This window comes from Streptococcus cristatus (genome assembly GCF_019685515.1).
Classification (GTDB): domain Bacteria; phylum Bacillota; class Bacilli; order Lactobacillales; family Streptococcaceae; genus Streptococcus.
Genome location: NZ_JABFFN010000001.1, coordinates 1,151,538 through 1,177,630 on the forward strand (window position 1 = coordinate 1,151,538; position 26,093 = coordinate 1,177,630).

At 41.0% G+C, this 26,093-nt stretch carries 21 protein-coding genes and 1 pseudogene; 2 read left to right on the forward strand and 20 right to left on the reverse strand.

The genetic code is table 11. From position 1 onward, the window contains the following. Nucleotides 1-99 precede the first annotated feature (99 nt). On the forward strand, nt 100-1,578 hold the full coding sequence (locus FOA33_RS05535) for an oligosaccharide flippase family protein (RefSeq protein ID WP_221160914.1): 1,479 nt from the start codon (nt 100-102) through the stop codon (nt 1,576-1,578). A 45-nt stretch (nt 1,579-1,623) separates the two neighbouring features. Here FOA33_RS05535 and FOA33_RS05540 read toward each other — a convergent pair whose 3' ends face one another. The 16 genes from FOA33_RS05540 to FOA33_RS05615 form a co-directional block, all read right to left on the reverse strand. Next, a complete protein-coding gene (locus tag FOA33_RS05540) occupies nt 1,624-4,332 on the reverse strand; it encodes an MBL fold metallo-hydrolase (RefSeq protein ID WP_221160915.1) in 2,709 nt (902 codons plus the stop codon). 44 nt (nt 4,333-4,376) lie between these two features. After that, nucleotides 4,377-5,189, reverse strand: coding sequence for a LicD family protein (locus FOA33_RS05545; RefSeq protein WP_033585656.1), 813 nt, complete (start codon nt 5,187-5,189; stop codon nt 4,377-4,379). 57 nt (nt 5,190-5,246) lie between these two features. Then, on the reverse strand, nt 5,247-7,406 hold the full coding sequence (locus FOA33_RS05550; protein WP_221160916.1) for a LicD family protein: 2,160 nt from the start codon (nt 7,404-7,406) through the stop codon (nt 5,247-5,249). Between the two features lie 21 nt (nt 7,407-7,427). Continuing rightward, complete coding sequence (locus FOA33_RS05555; RefSeq protein WP_221160917.1) at nt 7,428-8,396, reverse strand: glycosyltransferase family 2 protein; 969 nt, start codon at nt 8,394-8,396, stop codon at nt 7,428-7,430. Then, a complete protein-coding gene (locus FOA33_RS05560) occupies nt 8,393-9,229 on the reverse strand; it encodes a LicD family protein (protein WP_221160918.1) in 837 nt (278 codons plus the stop codon). Before FOA33_RS05560 ends, FOA33_RS05555 begins: the two co-directional genes overlap by 4 nt. Before the next feature lie 145 nt (nt 9,230-9,374). Continuing rightward, on the reverse strand, nt 9,375-10,670 hold the full coding sequence (locus FOA33_RS05565; protein ID WP_049538347.1) for an LCP family protein: 1,296 nt from the start codon (nt 10,668-10,670) through the stop codon (nt 9,375-9,377). Then, a complete protein-coding gene (pheA, locus tag FOA33_RS05570; RefSeq protein ID WP_221160919.1) occupies nt 10,667-11,515 on the reverse strand; it encodes a prephenate dehydratase in 849 nt (282 codons plus the stop codon). Before pheA ends, FOA33_RS05565 begins: the two co-directional genes overlap by 4 nt. Further along, nucleotides 11,512-11,988 (reverse strand): shikimate kinase, encoded by a 477-nt coding sequence (locus FOA33_RS05575; protein ID WP_221160920.1) that lies wholly within the window; start codon nt 11,986-11,988, stop codon nt 11,512-11,514. Before FOA33_RS05575 ends, pheA begins: the two co-directional genes overlap by 4 nt. Continuing rightward, the gene (gene aroA, locus FOA33_RS05580; protein WP_221160921.1) at nt 11,981-13,264 is read right to left on the reverse strand and encodes a 3-phosphoshikimate 1-carboxyvinyltransferase; all 1,284 of its coding nucleotides are present in this window, start codon (nt 13,262-13,264) and stop codon (nt 11,981-11,983) included. The genes FOA33_RS05575 and aroA overlap by 8 nt, the downstream gene beginning before the upstream one ends. Before the next feature lie 89 nt (nt 13,265-13,353). After that, complete coding sequence (locus tag FOA33_RS05585) at nt 13,354-13,692, reverse strand: YlbF/YmcA family competence regulator (RefSeq protein WP_070567643.1); 339 nt, start codon at nt 13,690-13,692, stop codon at nt 13,354-13,356. 10 nt (nt 13,693-13,702) lie between these two features. Beyond that, nucleotides 13,703-14,806, reverse strand: coding sequence for a prephenate dehydrogenase (locus FOA33_RS05590; RefSeq protein WP_221160922.1), 1,104 nt, complete (start codon nt 14,804-14,806; stop codon nt 13,703-13,705). A 9-nt stretch (nt 14,807-14,815) separates the two neighbouring features. Then, nucleotides 14,816-15,982, reverse strand: a complete 1,167-nt coding sequence (gene aroC / locus FOA33_RS05595) for a chorismate synthase (RefSeq protein ID WP_221160923.1) — start codon at nt 15,980-15,982, stop codon at nt 14,816-14,818. A 9-nt stretch (nt 15,983-15,991) separates the two neighbouring features. Continuing rightward, entirely contained in the window at nt 15,992-17,059 is a 1,068-nt protein-coding gene (gene aroB / locus FOA33_RS05600) for a 3-dehydroquinate synthase (protein ID WP_221160924.1), read from the reverse strand. Nucleotides 17,060-17,077: 18 nt separating this feature from the next. Beyond that, nucleotides 17,078-17,932, reverse strand: coding sequence for a shikimate dehydrogenase (locus tag FOA33_RS05605; protein ID WP_221160925.1), 855 nt, complete (start codon nt 17,930-17,932; stop codon nt 17,078-17,080). After that, complete coding sequence (aroD, locus tag FOA33_RS05610; protein WP_221160926.1) at nt 17,922-18,599, reverse strand: type I 3-dehydroquinate dehydratase; 678 nt, start codon at nt 18,597-18,599, stop codon at nt 17,922-17,924. Before aroD ends, FOA33_RS05605 begins: the two co-directional genes overlap by 11 nt. After that, nucleotides 18,596-19,759: a class I SAM-dependent rRNA methyltransferase gene (locus tag FOA33_RS05615; RefSeq protein WP_221160927.1), complete on the reverse strand. Its 1,164-nt coding sequence runs from the start codon at nt 19,757-19,759 to the stop codon at nt 18,596-18,598. The genes aroD and FOA33_RS05615 overlap by 4 nt, the downstream gene beginning before the upstream one ends. Before the next feature lie 270 nt (nt 19,760-20,029). Between FOA33_RS05615 and FOA33_RS05620 the strand changes: the two genes are divergently transcribed. Beyond that, complete coding sequence (locus FOA33_RS05620; RefSeq protein ID WP_221160928.1) at nt 20,030-21,478, forward strand: alpha-amylase; 1,449 nt, start codon at nt 20,030-20,032, stop codon at nt 21,476-21,478. Nucleotides 21,479-21,565: 87 nt separating this feature from the next. On the opposite strand, the gene alaS is transcribed toward FOA33_RS05620, so the two are convergent. The 4 genes and pseudogenes from alaS to FOA33_RS05640 form a co-directional block, all read right to left on the reverse strand. Then, a complete protein-coding gene (gene alaS / locus FOA33_RS05625) occupies nt 21,566-24,184 on the reverse strand; it encodes an alanine--tRNA ligase (RefSeq protein ID WP_221160929.1) in 2,619 nt (872 codons plus the stop codon). A 21-nt stretch (nt 24,185-24,205) separates the two neighbouring features. Continuing rightward, nucleotides 24,206-24,691 (reverse strand): LURP-one-related/scramblase family protein, encoded by a 486-nt coding sequence (locus FOA33_RS05630; RefSeq protein WP_221160930.1) that lies wholly within the window; start codon nt 24,689-24,691, stop codon nt 24,206-24,208. 283 nt (nt 24,692-24,974) lie between these two features. Next, a pseudogene (locus FOA33_RS05635) lies at nt 24,975-25,139 on the reverse strand (PASTA domain-containing protein); the annotation flags it as partial. Between the two features lie 80 nt (nt 25,140-25,219). After that, entirely contained in the window at nt 25,220-26,044 is an 825-nt protein-coding gene (locus tag FOA33_RS05640; protein ID WP_221160931.1) for a GIY-YIG nuclease family protein, read from the reverse strand. Nucleotides 26,045-26,093 lie beyond the last annotated feature (49 nt).

Sequence of the window (26,093 nt, forward strand, 5' to 3'; positions counted from 1 at the left end):
TCTATCTATTATACTAGATTTTTACAATTTTATCAAAAGAATGAAGCGAGAATGTGATATAATACTAGATATGATTTTAGTTTTAAGAAAGAAAGTTCAATGAAAAATATAAAAGTAAATGCCTTGGCCAGCTTGCTGGTCAATATTCTCAATATCGTTTTTCCACTGATAACCAACCCTTATCTGACGCGGATTCTCAGCAAATCCAATTACGGTTATTTCAATACGGCCAATACCTGGGCTAGCTTTGTTATTCCACTAGCTGCCTTTGGGATATACAACTACGGGATTCGAGCTATCAGTAAGGTCAAGGATGACAAGAATAAAATCAACTACGTCTTTTCTAAGTTGTTTTATATCTCGATTTTTACCTCTCTCCTGACCACTGGTATCTACTTCCTCATTATCTTCTTTGACACCAGCATTGAGAATCTGAAAGTCCTCTACTACATCCTAGGGGCCCAAGCACTCTTCCAATTTCTCAATATCGAATGGATGAACGAGGCTTATGAAAACTATGCCTTCATCCTCTACAAAACGTTAATTATTCGAATTACCATGCTAGTCGCTATCTTCGCCTTCGTTAAAACGGCAGATGATATCGTTCCTTATGCTATCGTTATGACAGCGACCACTATCCTCAACTACCTGCTCAGTTTTCTTTGGATTAAGAGGGAAGTTTCTTTTGTTAAAATTGGATTCGTCGAATTAGCTAAAGCTTCTAAACCGCTCTTCACTATGCTTCTCTTAGCAAACGCTAATATGCTTTATACCTTGCTAGATAGAATGTTTATCACCAAGGGACCGGATGAAAACTATATTTCCTATTATACAATTGCCTATAGTATCGTCATGCTGATTGCCAGTGTCTTGAGTGGAGCTATCAACGTCAGTATTCCACGCCTCGGCTACTATCTTGGTAAAAAGGATTACAAGTCCTATAATTATCTCGTTAATCAAGCGGCATCCTTATTCTATTTCCTTATGGTTCCAACTAGTATTGGGATTATGATATTGGGACGGTACGCAACTGTTATTTATTCTTCTGAAAAGTATCTTGAAGCGGGTATCGTAACTAGCGTCTTCGCTTTTCGCACCATCATCTGGGCTATTGAATTGATTCTTGGTAAACAGATTATCTTTATCAACGACCATGAAAATCGCTTAACTGCCTTCTACTTCCTCGGTGGTGGCGCCAATATACTCTTAAATAGCATCTTGTATTTCAATAATATTTTTGCACCTGAGTATTACATCGCCACGACCATTATCGCAGAAACTATCGTCGTTTTACTTGAAATTCATTTTATCAAGAAACATCAACTGATTAGTTTAAAAGAAATTTTTATAACCTTAACACGTTATAGCTTCATATCCCTTGGTTTTATCCCAATCTTCTATATTTTCAAGATGATTTTCCAAATCAATTCCTACACAGTAAACTTCAATATGATTCTCATGGTTCTTTCTACCGTAGCAACTTGTGGTATCTATTATCTCTTGGCCCTCTTTATCGCCAAAGACAAAACACTCCACTATGCACTGAACCTTGTACTTGCTAAATTAAAACGAAATTAAAAAATCCCCTACTGATAAATTAGTTGCCAGTAGGGGATTTCTTCTTTATTCTTTTTCCTTCTTTTCAGAAGCGTTGGCTTCTAGGTTTGAATCTTGTTTAGGTTGTTCAACAATAGAGGAATTAGCTTCTTGTTTCTGTTCTGGCTTGACTGCCTCGCTATTTACAGCAGCAACAGCCTGTTTCCAGATACCTTCTTCGTTTACTTTGTAACCATCAGGTGTTGTTGCGTTCTTCAACAAAGAACCATCAGCTTGGAAATAGTACCAATTACCATCAAGCTGTTTCCAACCAGTTTGCATAGCTCCTGATTCATCAAAGTAATAATGATCACCATTTACTTTATGAAGGCCAACCAACATGATGCCATCTTCAGGATTTAGATAATACCAGACGCCTTTGTCTTTTATCCAACCAGTTTTCATGGCACCGTTTGATTCAAAGTAACGGTAATGATTATCAGACCATTTCCAGCCTGTTTGCATGGCTCCAGATCTGCTAAAGTAATATTGCTTACCATCTACTTGATGAAGGCCGACCAGCATAATGCCTTCTTTTCCTTCAAGATAGTACCAAGCATCACCATCTTTCAACCAACCAGTTTGGACTGCGCCAGACGTAGCGTAATAATGCCAAGAATCATTTGACCACTGCCATCCAACTTGCATGATGCCTGAGGATTTGAAGAAATAGTTCTTACCGTCAATTTCTTTAGAGCCTACAGCCATGATGCCTGTTTCTGGATCCAAATAATACCATGATTCATTATCTTTCAACCAACCAGTTTTCATAACTCCAGAACTTGCAAAATAGTTCCAGTGACCATCAACAAAGGCCCAGCCTGTTTGCATGGCACCACTGGCATTCAAATAGTAACGGACACCATTGATATCTTGGTTTCCAGTTAACATGATGCCATCTTTATCCAAATAATACCATGTTTCCTGATCCTTGACCCAACCAGTTTTCATAGCTCCAGAACTTGCAAAATAGTTCCAGTGACCATCAACAAAGGCCCAGCCTGTTTGCATGGCACCACTAGCATTCAAATAGTAACGAACACCATTGATATCTTGTCTGCCAGTTAACATGATGCCATCTTTATCCAGATAATACCATGTTTCCTGATCCTTGACCCAGCCAGTTTTCATAGCTCCAGAACTTGCAAAATAATTCCAGTGACCATCAACAAAGGTCCAGCTAGTTTGCATGACACCTTCTTGATTAAAGTAGTACGTGCTTCCATTAATATTCTTTTTACCGACAGTCTTTAGCCCATCCTCATCATAGAAATACCAATCTGAATCAATCTTTTGCCAAGTTGAAGGCTTACCTGCTGCTTGGAGTGCACCACTTTCGCTAAAGAACATCTTCTTGCCATTATAGACTTGATGTCCTGTTAGCATCTTCCCATCTGCCGCAAAGAGATACTTTTTCCCTCCAATTTCAGAGAGCTCGCTAAATCGTCTAGCACCATTTGATTGGATATAATACCAAGAGTCATCTAGTTTGAACCAACCACCAGTTTGCATTTTACCATTTTGGTTCAGATAGTAATCATTCCCTTTGGCATTTTCTCCCCAGTCGTCGTTAAGATGAAGCCAGCGACCTACTTGCATTTGTCCTTTTCCGTTAAAGAAATAAGTGGCTCCGCCAATCTCTCTCCAGCCGATAGCCATTTCTCCATCAGTCAAACGATATTTCCAATAACCATCTTCTTGATACCATTTTTCGTCAACTACAGGGATATCAGGGAAGGTATTTGAAACATTAGCAAATCCTTTATCGCTAATATCAAAAACGGTAGCATCTTGAGTTTGGCTAGCAGCATGAAGAACCTGAATATTTTTCTTCTGAAGGTATTCTCTGGTTGAAGCAACATTAATATCTCCACCAGTTGTCTGAATAACCATTTTTGGTGATAAGTTTTCAAGGAAATTAATCGTATTTGAAATTGTCGCATCATAATGGTGGTTCCATTTCATCATATCAACCTTGCCGATAACTGGACCTAACTTATCTTCTGCTCCCTCGGCATTATCCAAATCTCCACCAAGATAGATTCTCTTTCCTGCCACAGTCACCACTGAAACAATGGAGTTGGAGTTATCATCTCGAACTCTTTTCAGATTCCCATCAGCATCATATTCATTCTTATAGTTATAGAGTTGGATATCCATATCACCTAATTTAAAGTGACTATCCTCATCTGTAATATTCTGAATAAGAGTAACCCCTCGTTTTTGAGCCGCTCTCAAAGCATTATCATAATTAAAAAGATTATCCCAAAGTCCCCAGTGTGAGGTGATCCGATCATCTGAATATTTTTTCAGATAAAACTTATCAACTTGATAACGATTAAGTATCTCATCTGCTCCGCCGATATGATCACTATGGACATGAGTTCCTAGAATAAAATCTAATTTTTTTACACCTATTTGATCCAGGTGGCGAATCAAGCGATCTTCCAATACTTGATTATTTCTCATGGAAATTCCCCAGCGGCTTGGATAGCGTGGGTCACTCCCATCAGGGAAATCATAGTCTTCTCCCATATCAATCAAAGCATAATGGCCATTACTTTCCAGAAGGATGGCATCACTTCCAGATTTTGCTTTAGTATTTATGAAATGGATACGATTGCCCGAACCTGCAGAGATAGTATCTGCATCTACTCCTTGCGATAACTGAATCAGTAATAGAAAGAATGCGAGAACACTATATCTAACTGATTTTAATAACCATTTATTTTTCACCTTGAACACTCCTTTATCTTAAACAATAAGCAACTTTTACTAATCTAATCAATCCAGTAGTTTTTATCCCCTCCTGGAACTTGTTGCTCAATAGGGGGTGGAGTCATATAGTTTTCTCCAAATTCGTAGACAAGTATTTCATGGTATTTTCTCGGAACCTTGACTACAATGTTTTCATAAGGTATATCAATCAAATCATAGAGCCATTCTTTTTTTATACCATCTGGATAATAAGGATCATAGATAGTACAAGTAAGATCTGTTGCTTGATCCACACTATACCTCAAAGCAAGACTCTCTAATTTTTGATTCCATAGCTGAGGGGAAGTTAAGCGGAAAATAGCTGATCCCATATAACGAGGGAGGTTTTTAAGTCCACCATTCTCAGACTTGATCCCTTTAAAATTCAAAGAAGAAAGTCGAACGAAATATTTGTAGAGTTTCATTTTCTTACGGTCACTTTCCTGTGTTACAACACCATCATATGGAAAAATGTCAACGCAAGTTCCCAATACGACCGTTGGGTCTACGAGGTTAGCATCTCGACGAGTCCTTACATCATAGACTCTCATATAACTGTATGGATATCCCTTTGTTTCTCTGAATGAAATCAATTTATAGTAGGGATGATTTTCATTTTGTAAAACCTTATACAGTTTTTCAAATTCATCACGCGCTAAGGAAATATCTGTATCATCATCCCAAGGGATGAATCCTTTATGGCGTACAGCTCCTAGTAAAGTTCCAAAATCAATAAAGTATTTGATTTGATGTTGTTCACAAAGCTCATGTAGATATTTTAAAATATCCAATTCTACTTGTTTGATTTCTTCAAGAGTTAAAGTTCTTTCAGACATAGGTTTTATTCTCCTAAATTTGACTATATTTTTAAACGTTTCTTAATCCCAATCCCGTCATTTAGACCTTTTAATAATCTTCCACAATTTAAAATCATGATGAGATACTCTTTGTTCAACCGGTGGCAATTGCATATAGTCTCCGTAGTCTGAGGTCAAAATTTCATGATAATTTTTCGGAATGGTAAATTCCTTACCTTCAAATGTTCCAGTAGTAGCTTGTTCCAGCCATTCACGTCTCCACACTGGTTTGTTCATATCTTTGTAGATAAGATAATCCACTTGCTCATAATCTGAGACTTTACGGGATTTTGCAAGCTCTTCAATCTGGGCAACGTATTTGTTCGTATTGGTGAAATAGAAAATAATAACTGACACATAGCGTAGCAATGAATTCAGTACACTTTTCGTATTGGTAATGCCTTTAAAGGTGTAGCAACTCAATTGACGTTTCTTTATCAGTTTCGTCATCTTGTTTTTAAATTCTACGTCATCCTCGTAGCCATCTACAGGAAAAATATCTACATATATTCCCATATTTGAATCGATGCGAACATCTTCTTCCAACAAGTAGGTATGGTTATCCTGCACTTTCATGAAGGGATAGACATAGTTCAGATTATTTTTATAAGACATGACCTCGTAACGTTCATCAGGGTTAGCGATAAGGTAGTCTTGTAACTTTTCATAATCTTCTCGTAACATGCAGATATCCATGTCATCATCCCAAGGGATAAATCCTTGATGGCGAACAGCACCAATTAGACTTCCATATGCTAAGAAATACTTAACCCCAATTTTCTGACAAACTTCATGAATATACTCCATGATTCCAAGTTCCATCTGTTGAATTTCACTGACATCTGTTACTTCTTGATACCGAATTCCTTCATCCTGTTTGCAGACTACAAGTCCATAGCCAATCGCTAGCCAGAAGATGATATTAATAAAGTTGGTTGAATACATAATCTGACTTTCAAATAATTGACCAAGCAAGATACCGAAGAAAAGAATCATGATTAATTTATCAGTATTTTTCTTGGAAACAATCAAATAAGTTAAAAAGCGCTTGATGACATAAGCCAGTACAAGAAGGAAGAATGCTAAGCCTAGAACTCCCGAACTGACAAATATGGTCACAAAAATGTTATGGAAATTCCCACCGATAAGAGAGTTTTGAATCTCAAATTTACTGAAATATTCTGTGTAGTAATCTGGAACATTTCGTACACCATAACCAAAAATTGGTTTCGTACTTCCCATCTTGATGGCATTTTTCCAGATATAGGTTCTACCACTTGGTGTTGTTTCAATCAGATGGAGCTCACCGTTCTTCTTAGTGACAGACGAATCTGTTTCAGCATAGGATTGTCCTTTGTTTAAATCTAAGACAGTCGCAGTTTCAGATGAAATGTAGATTGAAGTTATATAGCTTAATCCTATATTAGTTGCAGTAATCAGCAAACCAGCAACTATAAAAGTGAGGAATCGTTTAACGATACTTCCTCTAGTAGCAAAGAAACTATAGAGTCCAATCATGAGAAGTAAAGAAAGTAAGGCTCCTCGACTTTGCATCGTAGCGAAGTAAACTAATTGAATCACATTGTTCAGTTTAAGATAAACAGAATATTTACTTCCTTTATGGATCAAATACATAGCCAAAATAATGCTAATGTATGAAAATATCGCACTAGCATTAGGATTGACAATCCCCCACAGACGTCCATTCATGACACCATAATAATAAGATTGCTCGCCAATCTTAAATAGGATAAGGACTCTACTTAGCAATAAACCAAACGCAAAAATTGCTGAAGAAAAAGATACAATTTGAACCGTATAGGCAATCCAGTCAAATAATTTTTTGAGTTGACCCGATTGTAACATGGTAAATAATAAAACATAGGTTACCATAAAAAGTATTTCAATCACATTTCCAATCAAATGTCCCGAGCGATTGAAAATAGCAGATAGCAGATGGCTTCCAGCTAAGAGTCCAAATAAGGATAGAAATTTACGATCTACTGTGATTTCTTTCCACTTAAACAATAAAGTATAGCAAATATAAAGCACTACAATCGCTGACAATCCCTTATAGAGGGGATTTGCTATCTTATAAACCAGTGAACTCATACTTAAAATCGAAATGAAAACAAATAGATACGCAATCCATAGTTTTGATTTTTCAAAGTATTCATCCATTTTTGAAAAATTCATTTTCAACTCCTTCTCATGATATTAGTTTTTTAATCCAACAATTTTCTTATATAGCCATGGAGAAATGACAAGTGATAGGATAGCTATCTTGCGAAAAGTAGTGAAATAAGCATCCTTCCATATTTCGCGTCGGTGCTGAACAATCCAATTCCTCAGCTCGGCTTTCTCCTTTTGATACTCTTCACGTGGAGTAAAGATAATTTTATCGTAAACTGTAATGTACGACCAACATTCTCTATTTATTAATTCGTATTTTAAATTAGGGAAGGCTTGTGAAACTTGAGCAATTATTTGCTTATAAACTTCTATTGTATCAAATACATATCGATTAACAGATGTCGTTGCACTTCCCTCACGATGATCATAATAATAAACAGGTTTGTCAATAAATACGCAACTGCATCTTGTCTTTAGTAGCAATTCAGTTAAAAATAAGGCATCTTCAGCTAGGTGATAATTTGTATTAAACTTTTCATCCGCAAGCAGGTCTCTCTTAAACAGTTTTGCGACTGGAAAAAATGACGTTCTGGTAGTCATCAATAGTTCCTTCATGGTTTCTTCTGTTGACCAGAGTTCTGTTTTTCCAGAATGTGGAGGTAGGTCTGTTACAATGCCGTTTTTAATATGGTGCAGAGGAGCAATTACAAAGCCTATGTTTTCCCCCTCAACTGCACTTGCTAAAGTAGCTAAGTAATCCTGGGTAACGAAATCATCGCTATCAATAAAGGTGATCCAAGCACCCGTCGCTAGCTGAATTCCCATATTTCTAGCATTTGAAACACCAGCATTTTCGATATGATAAACCTTGATATTCTCATACTGAGATGCTAAGTAATCACAGATCTGTCCGCTGGAATCGGCAGAACCATCGTTGATTAGAATTAGTTCAAAATTGGCATAAGTTTGTTGAAGAATCGACTCCACACATCGCTCCAGATAGGCTTCTACATTGTAGACTGGAACGATAACGCTAATTTTTTCTCCCATCATGCTCCATATTCTCCCTTGTATTCTGTATAAGACTTATCCATATCAGCTATGACAGCATCATGATGCGGTACTTGCTTGTCCGCTGGTGGCGGTGTCATATAATCCCCAAAAGCAGTGCTGAGATAGGCATCGTAGCCAACTGGAATGGGCATCTCTGTTCCTTCGAATGGCAAGAAAAGATTATCTTCAAAAGATGCGATCGGGTATTTGTTTCTCATGTAGCCGGGACCTGAGCATAATTCCGTGATTCCATCGCTCTCAGCCAGACCATACTTGGTCATTTCTTTTTCAGCTTTTTTCCAAATGCGATAACGTAGAGATTTTGGAGTCAGGCCGAGTAAGATGCGACTTCCCCATTTCATGACTGCACCATGCTTTTCTGGGATGGTTTGGGCGCAAAAGAGTGAATAAATCAAGGCCCAACGAACCTGTTTCTTACGCTCAGCCGGATTTTTAGGATAATAATCCAAAGGCAAAACATCCAAGGCCAAACCGTGGGGCAAATCCAAATCCTTCTGATAAGGCTTGATACAGGTGGTTTCCTTGTCACGAATGGTAATAAAAAGGTTACGGTCTACAAAATCCTTCTTGCTCTTTGACAAGAAATAACGCTCATCTGCATAACGGGGCCACAGTTCTGCTAATTTTTCATAGTCATTGCGGGGCATGAAAAAGTCTAAGTCATCATCCCAAGGAATGAAGCCCTTATTACGAAGGGCGCCAATAGCTCCTCCTCCACAGAGGTAGCACAACAAATCATGTTCTTTACAAAATGCGACGAAATATTCAGCCATTTCCAGGCTACGAGCCTGAATCGCTTTCAAATCACTCATATCTCTCCTCTTCTGTCCAATAACGAGTTATATCATTTTATTATACCATAAAAAAGCCTTAAAAATCTATCAGATAGTAAGAAAAACCAAAGCTCCGACTACCATTTCACTAGTGAATCAAACTTTGATTTTCATTTATCGCCTCTTATCTCATCCCCATTTGAGCGAGTTTGGTTTGGTATTTATTTTGATCGACAAGAAGTCCTTGCCCTCCATAGACATCATAAGCATCTACCCAGTCACCAAGTTCTGGTACTGTGAGTCTTTCAATTCCATTTTGAGCACCTTCTAGGACAGATAATCCATTGGTCAACAAGAAGCTATATGGTAAATTTGTTGAAGTCATGCCAAAAACTTTTCCAAGTGCCTCTGATCCTGTAAAGAGCTTGGTTGGATCTTTAATCTGCTCAAGAACAGCTGACATGACTTGTTGCTGACGTTTGGTACGTCCGTAGTCTCCTTCATCATCATCACGGAAGCGAGCATAGTTTAGCAAGGTGGATCCATTCATCTGCTGTTTTCCAACTTTGATGGTTTGAGTTGGGGACTCTGTCTCTGTTGCATGAAGGTCATCTCCAACTGTTGCTTCTGTTAAAGGTTGACCATTCAATGTTGAGAATTGAGCATCAATCGTTACTCCGTCAGGGAAGAGGGTATCAATGGCTGTTGCAAAGGCCTGGAAGTCAACTAGGGCATAGTACTTAATATCCAAATCAAAGTTGTCTTTTAGAACCTTGCGGACCATTTCAGCACCTTTTTGCCCTTCTTGTTCCCCAAGTTCATAGGCAACATTTAGTTTGTTATCCGTTTGTTTCTGGCCATTTACAATCTTACTGTACCCGTCGATATAAACTAAGTTGTCACGCATAAAGCTGACTAGTTTGATCTTCTTATCCGATCCACTGACATTCAGTACCATGATTGTGTCGGTACGAGTCTCCGCACTATTTTGACCGATACGGCCATCTGTCCCCATGACTAGGATATTCACACCATCTTTGGTATCCTGACCGTTAAAGACCTCTACTTGAGCCGCCTTGGCGTCAGCTGGCTTATTTGTTGGATTTGCTGCTGACTGGAACCCTCGAAGAAACATGAAAATCATCCCTGCAGCCACACATGTAATCAACAGCAAGAACCAAGTCAGTATTCGTTTGAAGCGAATTCTTCTTTTTTTCTTTTTGACTTTAGGCAGAGGAGCTACCTTTTCACGTCTCTTAGATCGGCTTCTACTGCCATAAGTCGGAAGATCAATATCTCTACCCCAAGTTTCTTCTTTTTCCTCTTGGTAGAAATGGTGAACTTCAGACTTGGGACCTGTCATTTTTTGTTGCAGATAATCAAACTCCCTCCGTTCACGGTCGTTGAGGTAATGAATATTTTTGAAGAGATAGTCATAACGTAACTGCTCGTGATGACTTAAAGGATTTTCTTTGCTCATTGACTCTCCTTTTCTAAATCAGTTATGGTAAAAATCGGGTAGGTTCCCAGTATCTTGTGCTGGATTCCAATAGCTTCTAGTTCTTGTCTGGCAAAATGAACCAGTTTTTTGTCACTATTGTCCACATCAATAATGAAAAAGTATTCTCCCAAGGCTGTTTTAAGGGGGCGACTCTCAATCTTTGTTAAGTCAATCCCTCTCCAAGCAAAGGTCGAAAGTGCCTTGTAAAGAGCACCAGGTAGGTTGTCTGGTAAGGTCAAGGCCAAACTCATTTTTTCAGCTTGCGAGTTCAAAGGAATCTTCGGTATCTCTGCCCCTAACACCCAAAAACGTGTGAAATTGGCTTCCATTTCCTGAATATCCTCTGCAATCAATTCCAAGCCATATTCTTCAGCTGAACTTCTAGGAGCAATGGCTGCGTATGGCTGGTCTGGATGCTCTGAAATAAAGCGAGCTGCATAGGCGGTACTGGCTGTTACCTCAATTTTGGCCTCTGGATAGTGCACATCGATGAATTTCTTTCCTTGAGCCAGAGCCTGAGGATGGGAAAAGATTTTCTCAATTTTTGACTGACCTGGAACCACCATCAACTGCTGGTGAATGGGTTGAACAATTTCTGCAACTGCTTGGATGCGAGCCTGATGAAAAAGATAGTCCAAACTTTCATGGACACTACCCTCAATAGAATTTTCAACTGGCACTACAGAATAGTCCACCAAGCCCTGTTCATAGGCCTTGATAACATCTGTGATATTGGCAAAAGCCTGCAATTCCTCTTTGGGAAAGGCTGTCTGCACAACATGATGCGAAAAAGATCCCTTGGGACCTAGATAGGCAATTTTCATCTCAGTTCCTCTATAATTTCCTCTGGGCTTAGCTTGGTCACATCCAGAACTTGACTGGCTATTTCCTCATACCAAGCTTGTCTTTCTTGGAAAATAGCTGCCAGTTCTTCCTTACTATTATTTAGAAACAGTGGGCGCTGATTGTCCTTATCAGCTGCGATACGTTGGTAGAGGGTTTCAAAATCTGCTTTTAGGTAGATGTTATCAGGATTGGTTTTGAGCAAGTCACGATTTCTCTGAGAAATGACAACTCCTCCGCCAGTTGACACAACTTGGTCCGTTTTTAGTAAGTCAGATAGGACTTCTGACTCTACTTGACGAAAGGCCACTTCTCCTTTTTCAGCGAAGAAATCCGCAATGGACATGCCCAAACGTTCCTCGATTAAGGCATCCATATCGATGTAGTCTGGGTCCAATCCTCTAGCGATTGTCGACTTGCCTGCCCCCATAAATCCGAGTAATACCTTAACCATGAATCAAGCTCTCCAAATCATCAAAGAAGCTAGGATAGCTGGTATTGATGGCTTCAGCACGGTCAAGCTCCACTTCTCCATCCGCAACCAAGAGGGCTGCAATAGTTGTCATCATTCCAATTCGGTGGTCACCAAACGTATTGACTCTAGTGCCATGAAGTCTTGATTTCCCTTTGATAATCATCCCATCTACTGTAGGAGTGATATCCGCCCCCATGCTATTTAAAGCATCTGCCACCACCTGAATGCGGTCGGTTTCCTTGACCTTAAGTTCTTCAGCATCCTTAATGACCGTTACACCTTGGGCTTGGGTCGCTAGAAGGGCAATAATGGGTAATTCATCAATCAATCGGGGAATCAAAGCTCCACCAATCTCTGTTCCTTTCAAGTCTGAAGACTCGACAGTCAGGGTTGCTGATTTAGCGACTGGATCGATTTCAGTTATTTCTAGTTTTCCACCCATAGCTCGAATGACATCAATAATACCAGTACGAGTTTCGTTAATCCCCACATTCTGCAACACCACACGAGAGTTTGGAACAATCAAACCTGCAACCAACCAAAAGGCTGCACTGGAAATATCTCCTGGAACAACTACCTTTTGTCCGATCAGTTTTTGTGGTCCTTGAACTGTGATTTTCTTGCCATCCACACTTAAATGGCCACCAAATTGTTGCAACATATCTTCGGTGTGGTTACGAGTACATTCTTTCTCAAGAATAACGGATTCCCCCTGAGCCTGCAAGGCTGCAAACATCAAGGCAGACTTGACTTGAGCAGAGGCAATTGGCAATTCATAATGAATCGGTCTTAAATTTTTCGTCCCTTTTAAGTGAAGAGGGGGCAGGTCTCGATCTGTTTGCCCTGAAATGCTAACGCCCATTTTTTTCAATGGAATCGTCACGCGGTCCATAGGGCGTTTAGAAAGACTATCATCTCCAAACATCTCTACTTCGAAGTCTGCACCAGCAAGGACACCTGAGATCAGGCGAATCGAGGTGCCAGAATTTCCCATATCCAAGGCGTTTTGCGGAGCTTTTAAGCCATCCATGCCTACACCTTGAATGGTAATAACCCCATCTTTGTCCTCAATTTTAACACCAAGGTCACGAAAAACCTGCATGGTTGAGAGCACATCCTCTCCACGCAGAATATCATAAACCTTAGTCTCGCCCTCAGCCAAACTTCCAAAAATAATCGAACGGTGGCTGATAGACTTGTCACCTGGTACCCGGATACTGCCATGTAAGTGGCGAATGTTTGTTTTTAGTTTCATAGTTGACCTCATACTTGCAATACTTTTCTTATTTTATCACAAAAAAGCCAGAAATTCCTGAAATTTCTGGCTTTTATACAGATAAAATACTATTTCAATAATTCTGAAACAGGTTCAAAGACAATTTTTTCAATGTCTGAAAGGTAAATGGACAATTGTTGCTGTTTGGCAAAAAAATCTGACAAAAGAGCGTTCTCTTGGATTTGCTTGCTAAAAGACTGCATCTTTTCTTGAAAAGAGGCGTCTGGCATTTGTCCCGTTTGCGCCATGACTTGGATTTCTTGTTGGAAAGCGAGGTAGTCTGCAAAAATCTTGCTAGCTTGATTATCTGCTTGGATGGCATCTTTTGCTGCCTTGACCGCCTTGTATTCTGGTAATTCGCGTAACCCACGACTGAGTTCATTTGCACTATCGTAAATATTTGACATGGTTTTCTCCTTATTTGATGACGACTGTGTAGTCTGTATTTTCTGTAATTAAGCGCTCAGCTCGTTCTAAATCTTGAGCATTTTTAAATGAAATTTGTAGAATCCCGTGAATATCCTCACGGTTTTCTTCGTTGATGTGGATATTGACCAAGGAAGTTCCACGTAGCAGTTCCAAAATCCGCAAGATGACATCTTCTTCATCAGGAACGTCGACATAGAGGTCGTAAGAACTGTCCACACCACCACGTTTATGGATTTCCATAGCCTGCCGTTGCTCACGTGCTTGGTTGAAAAAGTTCCAGATTTGCTCTTCATCTCCCTTGCTGATGGCTTGTCCAACCTCATCTAGGCGCTCCTTGAAATCCGCAATTCGATCTAGAATAGTCTCACGATTGGACAAGAGAATGGAAGTCCACATACCTGGCTCGCTTTCCGCAATGCGAGTCATATCTCGAAAACCACCCGCCGCAAAGCGCCTTGCCATCTCATGTTCTTGAGCATAAACTGCCGTCTGCTCCATAAGGCTGGAAGCCAGAATATGAGGAAAATGGCTAATCTGAGAAGTCACCCGATCATGCTCCTTGGCATCAATCTCGATAAAACGAGCATGAAGGCCTGAAAGCAGATCCTTCATTTCCTCAAGTGTGTCAGGATTTGTCAGGCTCGAAGGTGTGAAGATATAATAGGCATTTTCAAAGAGATTAACATCCGCAGAGGCAGCCCCTGTCTTGTGGCTACCAGCCATGGGATGGGCCCCGACAAAGCGAACAGGCTTGCCAGCTAAATATTCCTCCGCCACATCTACAATGGCTGACTTGGTCGAGCCCGCATCCGAGATAATAACGCCTTCCTTCAAGTCTAAGTTTGCCAGCTCCTTAATAAAAGCAATGGTCTGTTTGATTGGCAAGGTCAGGATGATGACATCTGCTAGAGGAGCGAAACTGGCAAAATCATCCGTCGCACGGTCTATCATTCCTCGTTCCAATGCAATATCTCTCGAAGCCTGACTGCGATTATAACCTAGAATTTCATAATCCGGATGATCGCGCTTGATGCCGAGTGCCATCGAAGCACCAATCAAACCTAGACCTGCGATATAGATGGTTTTTGCCATAAGGACTCCTTAATAGTTCTTTGTATAGTCTCGGTGCTTGGCAACTGCCTCTTTTAATTCTTCAAGATTATCTGATGAGAATTTTTCAAGGATTTCTTGCGCCAGAACCGTTGCCACAACAGCTTCCATGACCACACCTGCTGCTGGAAGAGCGGTCGGATCACTTCTCTCCACGGTTGCCTTGTAAGGTTCGTGAGTCTTGATATCCACACTCATGAGTGGTTTATAAAGAGTAGGAATGGGTTTCATGACGCCACGAACAACAATCGGTTGCCCATTAGTCATACCACCTTCAAAACCGCCCAGATTGTTAGTACGGCGAGTATAGCCGTCTTCTTTAGACCAGAGAATTTCATCCATAACTTGGCTGCCCTTACGGTAACCAGCTTCAAAGCCAAGACCAAATTCCACCCCTTTAAAGGCATTGATAGAGACAACTGCTTGAGCCAATCGCGCATCCAATTTTCTGTCCCATTGGACATAGGAACCAAGGCCAACTGGAACGCCTCCGACGACTGTCTCCACAACTCCACCGATGGTATCACCGTCACGCTTGATTTGGTCAATATAGTCCTTGATTTCTTGTTCTCGTTCTTGGTTGACAATAGAAACTTCAGACTGGGCAGCTCGTTCCTTAATCTCCGCAACTGTCAGATTTTCAGGAACATCGATTTCCTTGCCACCAAAGACCACGACATGGTTAGCAATCTCCATATCTAGCTCAGCCAAAAGTCGTTTAGCTACTGCCCCAACTGCTACTCGCATGGTTGTTTCACGAGCTGATGAACGCTCCAAGGAATTTCGTAAATCGTCAAAGCGGTACTTGATGCCCCCTACCAAGTCGGCATGACCTGGACGAGGATGAGTGATTTTCCGTTTGCTTTTAAGGTGGTCTTCAATGTCCTCTGCAGACATGATATCCAGCCATTTCTGGTGGTCCTTATTGATGACATCCATGGTAATGGGAGCCCCTGTCGTCTTCCCGTGACGAACGCCCGAAGTAAAGACAACCTGGTCACTCTCAATCTTCATACGGCCACCACGACCGTAGCCACCCTGACGGCGTTTAAGGTCTCCATTAATATCCTCTGCTGTCAAAGGAAGTCCAGCTGGAATTCCTTCAATAATTGCCGTCAGACGGGGGCCGTGTGATTCTCCTGCAGTTAAATATCTCATACGTTCTCCTTATTTTACCAAGTAGTCTTTCATCTCTTCCAGAGAAACTGGGTGAATGGTCGCTGAACCAAGCTCTGGTACCAAGACCAATTTCAAGGTGTTGCCACGCGCTTTCTTGTCATGAGTAAGAGCCTGATAAAGCCTGTCAACATCCCAGTTTTCATAGTCAACAGGCAAGCCAAATTTCTGGCACATCTCTCTAATGGACTGGGTTATTCCTTCTGGCATGAGGCCTTTTCCCTCAGCAACCTTGGAAATCTGAACCATGCCCATAGCCACAGCTTCTCCATGCATGACTTTCCCATAACCGGCAGTTGCTTCAATGGCATGACCAATGGTGTGGCCAAAATTGAGGTAAAGGCGGACACCGTTGTCCAACTCATCCTCTACCACCATCTTACGCTTCACCTGACAAGAATGTTCTATCAAAGTCTCTGCATGTTCCAGAATGCTCTCTACAGAACCATCCAGCTCCGTCAAGAGAGCCCATAGTTCTGGATCCTCAATCAAACCATACTTGATAACCTCACCCATCCCCTCAATCAGTTCTCTTTTTCCGAGTGTTTCGAGGACAAGCGGATCAATCAGAACTCCATCTGGTTGGGCAAAGGTACCCACCATATTCTTAGCAAATGGAGTATTGACACCTGTCTTTCCACCGATAGAAGAATCAACCTGGGCTGTCAAACTAGTCGGAATCTGAACAAAGTGAATGCCTCGCATATAGGTAGAGGCTACGAAACCAGCTAGGTCCCCAACGACACCACCACCAAGAGCCACAATCCCATCGCTACGAGTCAGACCTTGCTTGACTAGAAATTCATAGACCTTCTGAACAGTGGTTAAATTCTTTCGTTCTTCGCCTTCTAAGAAATCAAAAACAGCTACCTGAAAACCAGCATCTTCTAGGCTGAGTTTAACCTTCTCTGCATAGAGAGAAGCTACATGGTTATCTGTCACAATGACTACCTTTTGTGGTTGCCAGAGTTCACGCAACCATTGACCTGCTTGCGATAGACAACCTTTTTCAATCTGAATATCATAAGAATGATGCGAAATATCGATTCTGATTTTCATAGTAGGGTCTCCTTTTCACTATTTATATTTTTCTGTTAAGGACTGCCAAATCTCGTCTGTCGGCATTTCTTTACCTGTCCACAGTTGAAAAGCTTCAGCAGCCTGATAGAGCAACATTCCAAGACCATTGACGGCTGGATTGCCCTGACTTCTAGCCCATTTCAAAAATGGCGTCTCAAAGGGTTGGTAAATGATATCTGCGACCAAGAGAGCCTCTGGCAAATTGATGCTTTCTGGAACTGGGGACGACTGACCATCCATTCCTACACTAGTCGCATTGACTAGTAAGTGCGAATCGGCAATCCTTGCTTGCAGTTCAGAAACATCTTCTAAAGCATACAAGTCCACTTTAAAACCTGTTTGCTTCTGTAACTTGTCCAAATAAGGTCTTGTTTTTTCGATAGAACTTGAGCGAACAAAGACTGAACTCTGACTGACGCCATTTAAAATAGCCTGTGCCAAAATGGACTTGGCCGCGCCACCTGCTCCTAGTATGGCCATCTTTTTACCTGAAATTGTAAAAGAAGGCAAGCTCTTAAAGAATCCCTTGCCATCTGTATTATATCCAATTAACGTTCCGTCTTGATTAACAACTGTATTGACCGCCCCAATCAAACAAGCCTCATCACTCAACTCATCCAGATAAGGAATCACTTGCTCCTTGTAAGGCATAGACAGGTTGATCCCAAACATCTGGTAACGACGAATATTGGCGACTGTTTCTGCCAGATCACCCGCTTCAATCTCCCAAGCCACATAGACACCATTGGTAGCTGTCGCCTCAAAGGCCCTATTATGGATAAAGGGTGAAATAGAGTGTTTGATGGGATTGGCAACAACTGCAGCTAAACGTGTATAGCCATCAAGCTTCATCCAAAATCTCCCTGATTTTTTTCATGTTAGCCAATGAAATCTGACCTGGGGCACTCGCTTCATCCAGACTAGCAAATGACCAACTTGAACCCGTCACATCTGAAGTAATGCGTGATACCTTGCCCATTTTCCCCATGGAAATGGTCACGTACTCTTGCTCAGGATTGAGTGTCTTAAATCCTCGTGTGTAGTTCATCAGGTCTAAAACATCCTGCTCCGTATGGGCCATAACTGATACCTTGACCACTTTCGGAGAGAGACTGGTCAACTCAGACAAGATTTCCATCATATTTTCAGGTGTCTCCTGGAAATTATGATAGCTCAAAACCAGATTTGGAAAATCCAACATTTCCTCAAAAACGTCCTTGTAGCTGAAATACTCAAAATCTACATAATCAGGCTGATAGAGCTGAGTAACTTCCTTGATGATTTGAACATACTCTTCTGAGGAGAGTTCGATTTCTCCTCCCTCAGCGCGAGTCCGAAGGGTAAAGACCAGTTCGCGTCCTGCAAATTTCTCAAAGATAGCGGGTGCTACCTGTAAAATAGCATCCTTTGCAAGAAAGTCTGCACGCCACTCAATGATATCGGCATCTTCATACCTAGTGGCATCCAGTTCTTGCGCTTCTTCTAAACTTCTTGGCATTACTGAGACGACTAATTTCATTTACTAACCTTCATACTAATCACCTTGAGGTAATTACTGCTTTCATCTTTTTTATTATAGGCAAAGTCTGCTGGAAGACCATATTGGTTCAAGATCTGATATTTTCTTCCTGCAAAACCTTTATCAATTTGTTCTATAAATTTCTGGCGGGAAACATTGGCAGCATTGGTACTGGCAATGATAATCGCTCCCGGATTTAAAATCTCTAGGCTCTGGGAAATCAACTTGTGATAATCCTTCGCCACAGAAAATGTTTGTTTTTTATTGCGGGCAAAGCTCGGCGGATCAAGAACAATCACATCATAGGTCAAGCCTTTTCGCTTGGCATACTTGAAGTACTCAAAGACATCCATGACGATAAAACGATGATTGTCCGTGCTGAATCCATTTGCTTGAAAATGAGCTTCTGATAGCTCTCTCGACCGTTTGGCCAAGTCGACAGAAGTTGTCTCACTCGCGCCTCCCATAGCTGCAGCAACTGAAAAGGCAGCCGTATAGGAAAACATATTGAGCAAGGATTTGCCCATTGCTAGACCGTCAACCAGACTCCCACGAACTTCATGCTGGTCTAGAAAAATCCCTGTCATCAAGCCATCATTCATAAAGACTTGATAGAGCACGCCATTCTCAAGAACAGTAAAATAGTCTGGCGCTTCCTCACCATAAATATGGGCAGACTCGTAGTCTAGACCTTTAAAACGAATTTTCTCATAAGCACCCAAGACCTCAAGAAAAACTTCCTTAAAAGCCTTTACGATCAGCTTACGAATCTGGTAAACAAAGGAGTTGTACCACGAAAAGACAGCATAATCTCCGTAGAGATCAACAGTCAGACCGCCAAAGCCATCCCCCTCTTGGTTAAAAAGGCGAAAGGCAGTAGTCAAGTCATCCTGATAATAAGGCTTTCTAATTTCCTTGGCCTTACGAAACAGAGCTTCAAAAAAGATTTGGTTAAAGCTAACCTTTTCCCTGCTGATGAACCAACCAATTCCCTTGTTCTGTTGAGAAAGATAGGCACTCCCTAAAAACTTCCCGTCTTGACTAAGAACTTCTACTGCCTGATCCGTCAGATCAATATCTGTTAAATCACTTGCTTCCAAAAGAACTAGACCCTTAGCTAGCTTTTTTTCAACACGTCTGCTGACCCTAATTCTATTCATAGCTACTATTATAGCAAATTTTATAACAATTCTCAAAAAAGAAACCGCTTATCCATTTTTACTTTAGTTTACTAAGTGCCATTTTTGTTAAAATAAGTTTACTCAATTTATTTTTTCTCCTAAACATAATTTCTCTAGCAATGGGAAGGAAATAGTGTCTTTAAAAATAGACAATTCTAGAAATGAGTATAGAAAACTGCGCAAACGTTTGCCTAGTGCTAAACTTTATGGTAGAATAAAACACAACATTGATAAGCAAGAGGAAAAACAATGCAAAATCAGACACTTATGCAATACTTTGAGTGGTATCTGCCTCACGACGGCCAACACTGGATGCGACTGACAAATGATGCAGAGCACCTAGCCCATCTGGGAATTAGCCATGTCTGGATGCCACCTGCCTTCAAGGCAACCAACGAAAAAGATGTCGGCTATGGGGTATATGACCTATTTGACCTAGGTGAATTTCACCAAAAAGGAACTGTCCGCACCAAGTATGGGTTCAAAAAAGACTATCTTCAAGCCATTCAAGCCTTAAAGGCTCAGGGAATTCGACCTATGGCCGATGTAGTGCTCAATCACAAGGCTGCAGCCGATCACATGGAATCCTTTCAGGTTATTGAAGTGGATCCTGAGGATCGTACCGTTCAACTAAGCGAGCCCTTCACTATCAATGGCTGGACGCACTTTACTTTCGATGGTCGTCAAAATACCTACAATGACTTCCACTGGCACTGGTACCACTTCACGGGTACAGACTATGATGCCAAGCGCCGCAAGTCTGGCATTTACCTGATCCAGGGAGACAATAAAGGTTGGGCAAATGAGGAATTGGTCGATAACGAAAACGGCAACTACGACTACCTCATGTACGCTGACCTGGACTTTAAGCATCCTGAAGTCATCCAAAATATCTATGACTGGGCTGACTGGTTCATGGAAACGACTGGTATTGCTGGTTTCCGTTTGGATGCCGTCAAACACATCGACTCTTTCTTTATGCGCAATTTCATCCGTGATATGAAGGAAAAATATGGTCAGGATTTCTATGTTTTTGGTGAATTTTGGAATCCAGATAAAGAAGCCAACCTAGACTATCTCGAAAAAACAGAGGAACGTTTTGACCTTGTCGATGTTCGTCTCCACCAGAATCTCTTTGAAGCCGGTCAAGCTGGAGCAAGCTACGACCTCCGTACTATCTTTACTGATAGCTTGGTTGAACTCAAACCTGACAAGGCTGTAACCTTTGTCGACAACCACGATACCCAACGAGGACAGGCCCTTGAGTCTACTGTTGAAGAATGGTTCAAGCCAGCAGCCTATGCCCTTATTCTATTACGCAAAGATGGGCTTCCATGTGTCTTTTACGGAGATTATTACGGTATTTCAGGGCAATTTGCTCAACAAGATTTCAGAGAAGTTCTTGATCGTCTCCTAGCCATCCGAAAAGACAGGGCCTATGGAGAGCAAACAGACTACTTTGACGATGCTAACTGTATAGGTTGGGTTCGTTCAGGTGCTGAACATCAATCCCCAATCGCAGTCTTGATTTCAAATGACCAAGAAAACAGCAAGTCTATGTTTGTCGGGCAAGAATGGGCTGACCAAACCTTTGTAGATTTACTTGGAAATCACCAAGAACAAGTCACAATCAATGCTGACGGTTATGGAGAATTTCCGGTAGCAGCGGGTTCAGTCAGTGTCTGGACAACAAAATAAACCTATCAGTTACAAGCCAAATCCAGTCGGATTTGGCTTTTTTGTATGCACAAAAAGACCTACCCAAATGGATAGATCTTTATTGTCTTACAATTTACCTGCTACGGCATCCAACAAGTCTTGGATTTTCGCTTGGTTGCTTCCTCCTGCCATGGCCATGTCTGGTTTACCACCACCACGTCCATCGACGATTGGAGCCAATTCTTTAACCAAGTTACCCGCGTGAATGTCTTTGGTCCTGCTTGCTACAAGAACGTTAACCTTATCACCAATAGCTGCAACTAGGACAAGCACATCAGAGTAGTCTTTTTGTTTCCAGTTATCCGCAAAGGTACGAAGGGCACCGGCATCTGATACAGACACTTGGCTAGCAATGTAACGGTGGCCGTTTGCTTCTTGAACATCTTTGAAGACATCGCCCGCGGCTGCGGCTGCGGCTTTTTCCTTCAATTCGGCATTTTCTTTTTGAAGTTGGCGGAGTTGCTCTTGAAGCCCTTCGACCTTATGAGGAACTTCTTTGAGTTGAGGTGCTTTCAAGGTTGCTGCGACGGCTTTCAGAGCGTCTTCTTGTTCGCGGTAGGCTTCAAAGGCTTCTTTACCAGTCACTGCCAAGATACGGCGAGTTCCTGATCCGATTCCTTCTTCTTTGACAATCTTGAAGAGACCAATCTCAGAAGTGTTGCCAACGTGGGTACCACCACAGAGTTCCACAGAGTAGTCACCGATGGTTACAACGCGGACTTCTTTACCGTATTTCTCACCAAAGAGGGCCATAGCTCCCATTTCTTTAGCAGTGTCAATATCTGTCTCAACAGTTTCTACTGCAATTGCTTCCCAGATTTTCTCATTGACTTGTTGTTCAATGGCGCGCAACTCTTCAGGAGTTACGGCTTGGAAGTGTGTGAAGTCAAAACGAAGGAATTCGACTTCGTTAAGGGATCCTGCTTGTGTCGCATGGTTTCCAAGGATATTGTGAAGGGCTGCATGGAGCAAGTGCGTTGCAGTGTGGTTTTTCATGACACGGTGACGACGATTTGTATCAATTGCCAAGGTGTATTCCTGATTCAAAGCAAGCGGTGCAAGAACTTCAACCGTATGAAGAGCTTGTCCGTTTGGCGCTTTTTGAACATCTGTCACAGTAGCCACAAGGTTTCCTGTAGCATCCAAGATTTGACCGTGGTCAGCTACTTGTCCACCCATTTCAGCGTAGAACGGAGTCTCTGCAAAGAACAGGGAGGCAGTTCCTTCTGAAACAGTTTCAACTTCAGCATTGTCCGCTACGATAGCCACCAACTTAGAAGGCAATTGACTGGCATTGTAGTTGAAGACACTTTCCACTGTAATGTTTTGGAGGGTTTCATTTTGCATTCCCATTGAGCCACCCTTGACAGCTGACGCACGCGCACGTTCTTGCTGCTCTTTCATGGCTACTTCAAAACCTTCACGGTCTATAGTCATCCCAGCTTCTTCAGCGATTTCTTCAGTCAATTCAACTGGGAATCCGTAAGTGTCGTAGAGTTTGAAGACATCTTGCCCAGCGATAACGTTTTGACCTTTCGCTTTCAAATCAGCTACAATGGTTTCTGCAAAGTGTTGACCTGAATGAAGGGTACGGGCAAATGACTCTTCTTCGCTCTTGATGATTTTTTCGATAAAGTCACATTTTTCAAGCACTTCTGGGTAGTAGCTTTCCATAATTTTTCCAACAGTTGGAACGAGTTTATAAAGGAAAGGCTCGTTGATACCCAATTTTTGACCGTGCATAGAAGCACGACGGAGAAGACGACGAAGAACATAACCACGGCCTTCATTTCCTGGAAGGGCACCATCACCGATGGCAAATGAAAGTGAACGGATGTGGTCTGCAATAACCTTGAAGCTCATGTTGTCGCCATCTTGGTCGTAGACCTTACCAGACAATTTCTCAACTTCATGGATAATCGGCATGAAGAGGTCTGTTTCAAAGTTTGTCTTTGCCCCTTGGATAACTGCCACCAAACGCTCCAAACCAGCGCCCGTATCAATGTTCTTGTGTGGTAATTCCTTGTACTCGCTACGAGGAACAGCAGGGTCTGCGTTAAATTGTGACAAAACGATATTCCAGATTTCGATGTAACGGTCGTTTTCGATATCTTCTGCAAGCAGGCGAATACCGATGTTTTCTGGGTCAAAGGCTTCTCCACGGTCAAAGAAAATCTCTGTATCTGGTCCAGAAGGTCCCGCACCAATTTCCCAGAAGTTATCTTCGATTGGAATCAAGTGGCTTGGGTCCACTCCTACTTCAATCCAGCGGTTGTAAGAATCTTTATCATCTGGATAGTAGGTCATATATAGTTTGTCTTTAGGAAAATCAAACCATTCTGGGCTTGTCAAGAGCTCATAAGCCCAAGTGATGGCTTCATCACGGAAGTAATCTCCGATAGAGAAGTTCCCCAACATTTCAAACATGGTATGGTGGCGAGCCGTTTTTCCGACATTTTCGATGTCGTTGGTACGGATGGCTTTTTGCGCATTGGTAATACGTGGATTTTCAGGTTTGATAGTCCCGTCAAAGTATTTCTTAAGGGTAGCAACCCCTGAGTTAATCCACAAAAGTGTTGGGTCGTTTACTGGAACCAAGCTGACTGATGGTTCTACAGAGTGGCCTTTGCTTGCCCAGAAATCTAGCCACATTTTGCGAACTTGAGCACTAGATAGTTGTTTCATAATATCTCCTTATTTACTTGTTTAATTTGATTGGCTTTCCAGCATCTCCACATAGTCAATCGCGACACAGAGGGAAATGACCAGATCTGCATAAGAGTCTTCATAGACGGTTACAGTATAGGTTGAGGTCAAATGGAAAATCTCTTTTCGAATCTCGGCGACAAGCTGATCACGATCATCTAGCAATTTGAAATTCAAATCCCAGATATTGCCCTCGATACGAAGCCCTAGATTGTCAAACTCATACTTATCTCGCCAGAAGGTCAACTTCTTGCGAATGACGAAATTTGAACCGTTTCGTAACTGGATATTAAAGCGAGGAAGCAAGGTGAAAAATTCTTTACTAATCTCACTGACTTGCTCACCATAGGCGTCATAGATGGTAAAGGTCTTAGGAATTTGGAAGAAAGATCCCTCTACCTGATAGTTTACTACTCCTCTATCATCTTTGATATCGAAGCGTTCGCCCCCAAGACGAAACTTTTGTTTCACGAGGAATGTCTTCATAAACACCTCCAAAAATCAAAAGACAAGCTCACATCACGAAGGGCGAAAAACCGCGGTACCACCTTCATTCAATGAACTTGTCATTCTCATAATCTTATGCAATTGTCTGATTGAGTAGCATGACTTTCTACCTTAGATGGCTCGCAGCACCGCCATTTCTCTGGACTAAGATAACTGAAAATCAATTCTCAACTCTAGTATTATATCGTTTTTGGAGTGGTTCGTCAAGGTTAATGGCAATGAATCATTAATTTCGACTTCACCTCTTAATTTATCTAGATCTACTTTGTGATGTTTGATGAGTTTTAGGCTTATAAATTGAAATTTTAACTCGTGTACGTTTCAAATCAATTTTCTCTCCAACTTTTGGAGTTTAATCTACTACTGTTCCTACAGCAGTACCCTCAGGAACACTGGAAACTTCTACTACTTCAATATTTCCTGCTCTCTAACAATTTCTCTATTTTCATCTCTTCACCATTCCTATTTTATAAGACGATTTCTTTCCCACTGTTCTATTTTCTCCTCCTAATTTGCATTATAACCATGCTCCTTTGATTTTAAAACTTCTTTCCACCATGATTCACGCCTCAAAACAAAATTATCATCAATCTTACCATTGTAGTTTTCCAATACAGAGTATTGAAAATTTTCTTTAACGTAATTCAACCCTTGTTTTTCAACTAAAATCCTAAGTTCTTTATTGCCACCATGTCCATTATCCACATAGGATTGCCAACGTTGTAAAAGCATACCATAGTTTGAAGTTGCTGAGCCTACATATAATTTACCATTCTGCTTATCCGTAATAAGATAAACAGCTTTTTGATTTTCTAAAGCAGTTATCCAATCTTTTTTTCTCAAACGTAAAATCAATTCTAATTCTTTGTAAGATAAAGAAATATTATCATATCCCGGAAATTCTTCTCCTCCAAATGAATCTGATAACAACTGCTCTATCACAAGTTTTTCCTTACAAGTTGTATACTTTAGAACTGAACCTCTAGATTCTTTTCTGTACCGAATAATTAGACGACCAAAAAGGGCTGAATATTCCTTCAGTTCAATTCCTTCATAATTTTGTCCTCCAGTAACAAAAAGTTCCTTACTCACTTCTTTTATAGTAGTTAATAACCATTTGTTATTATCAATCTTAATGAAATTTATGACAATATCTCCAACATTGAAATATCGCTTATTTGTTCTCCAAAATAAGTTGTAGTTATTAATTATTTCTTCGTCTCTCAAATAGGTCTGAATTGGATTTTCACCCGTCCAATTATTAAATTTCACCTTGAATTTTCTCTGATTTGGCTCACTTATATTCAAAATATCGTTTAACTTTATATCCATAACAAACTCTCCCCCATAATATTTGCTTAACTTTACATCTCTCATATAT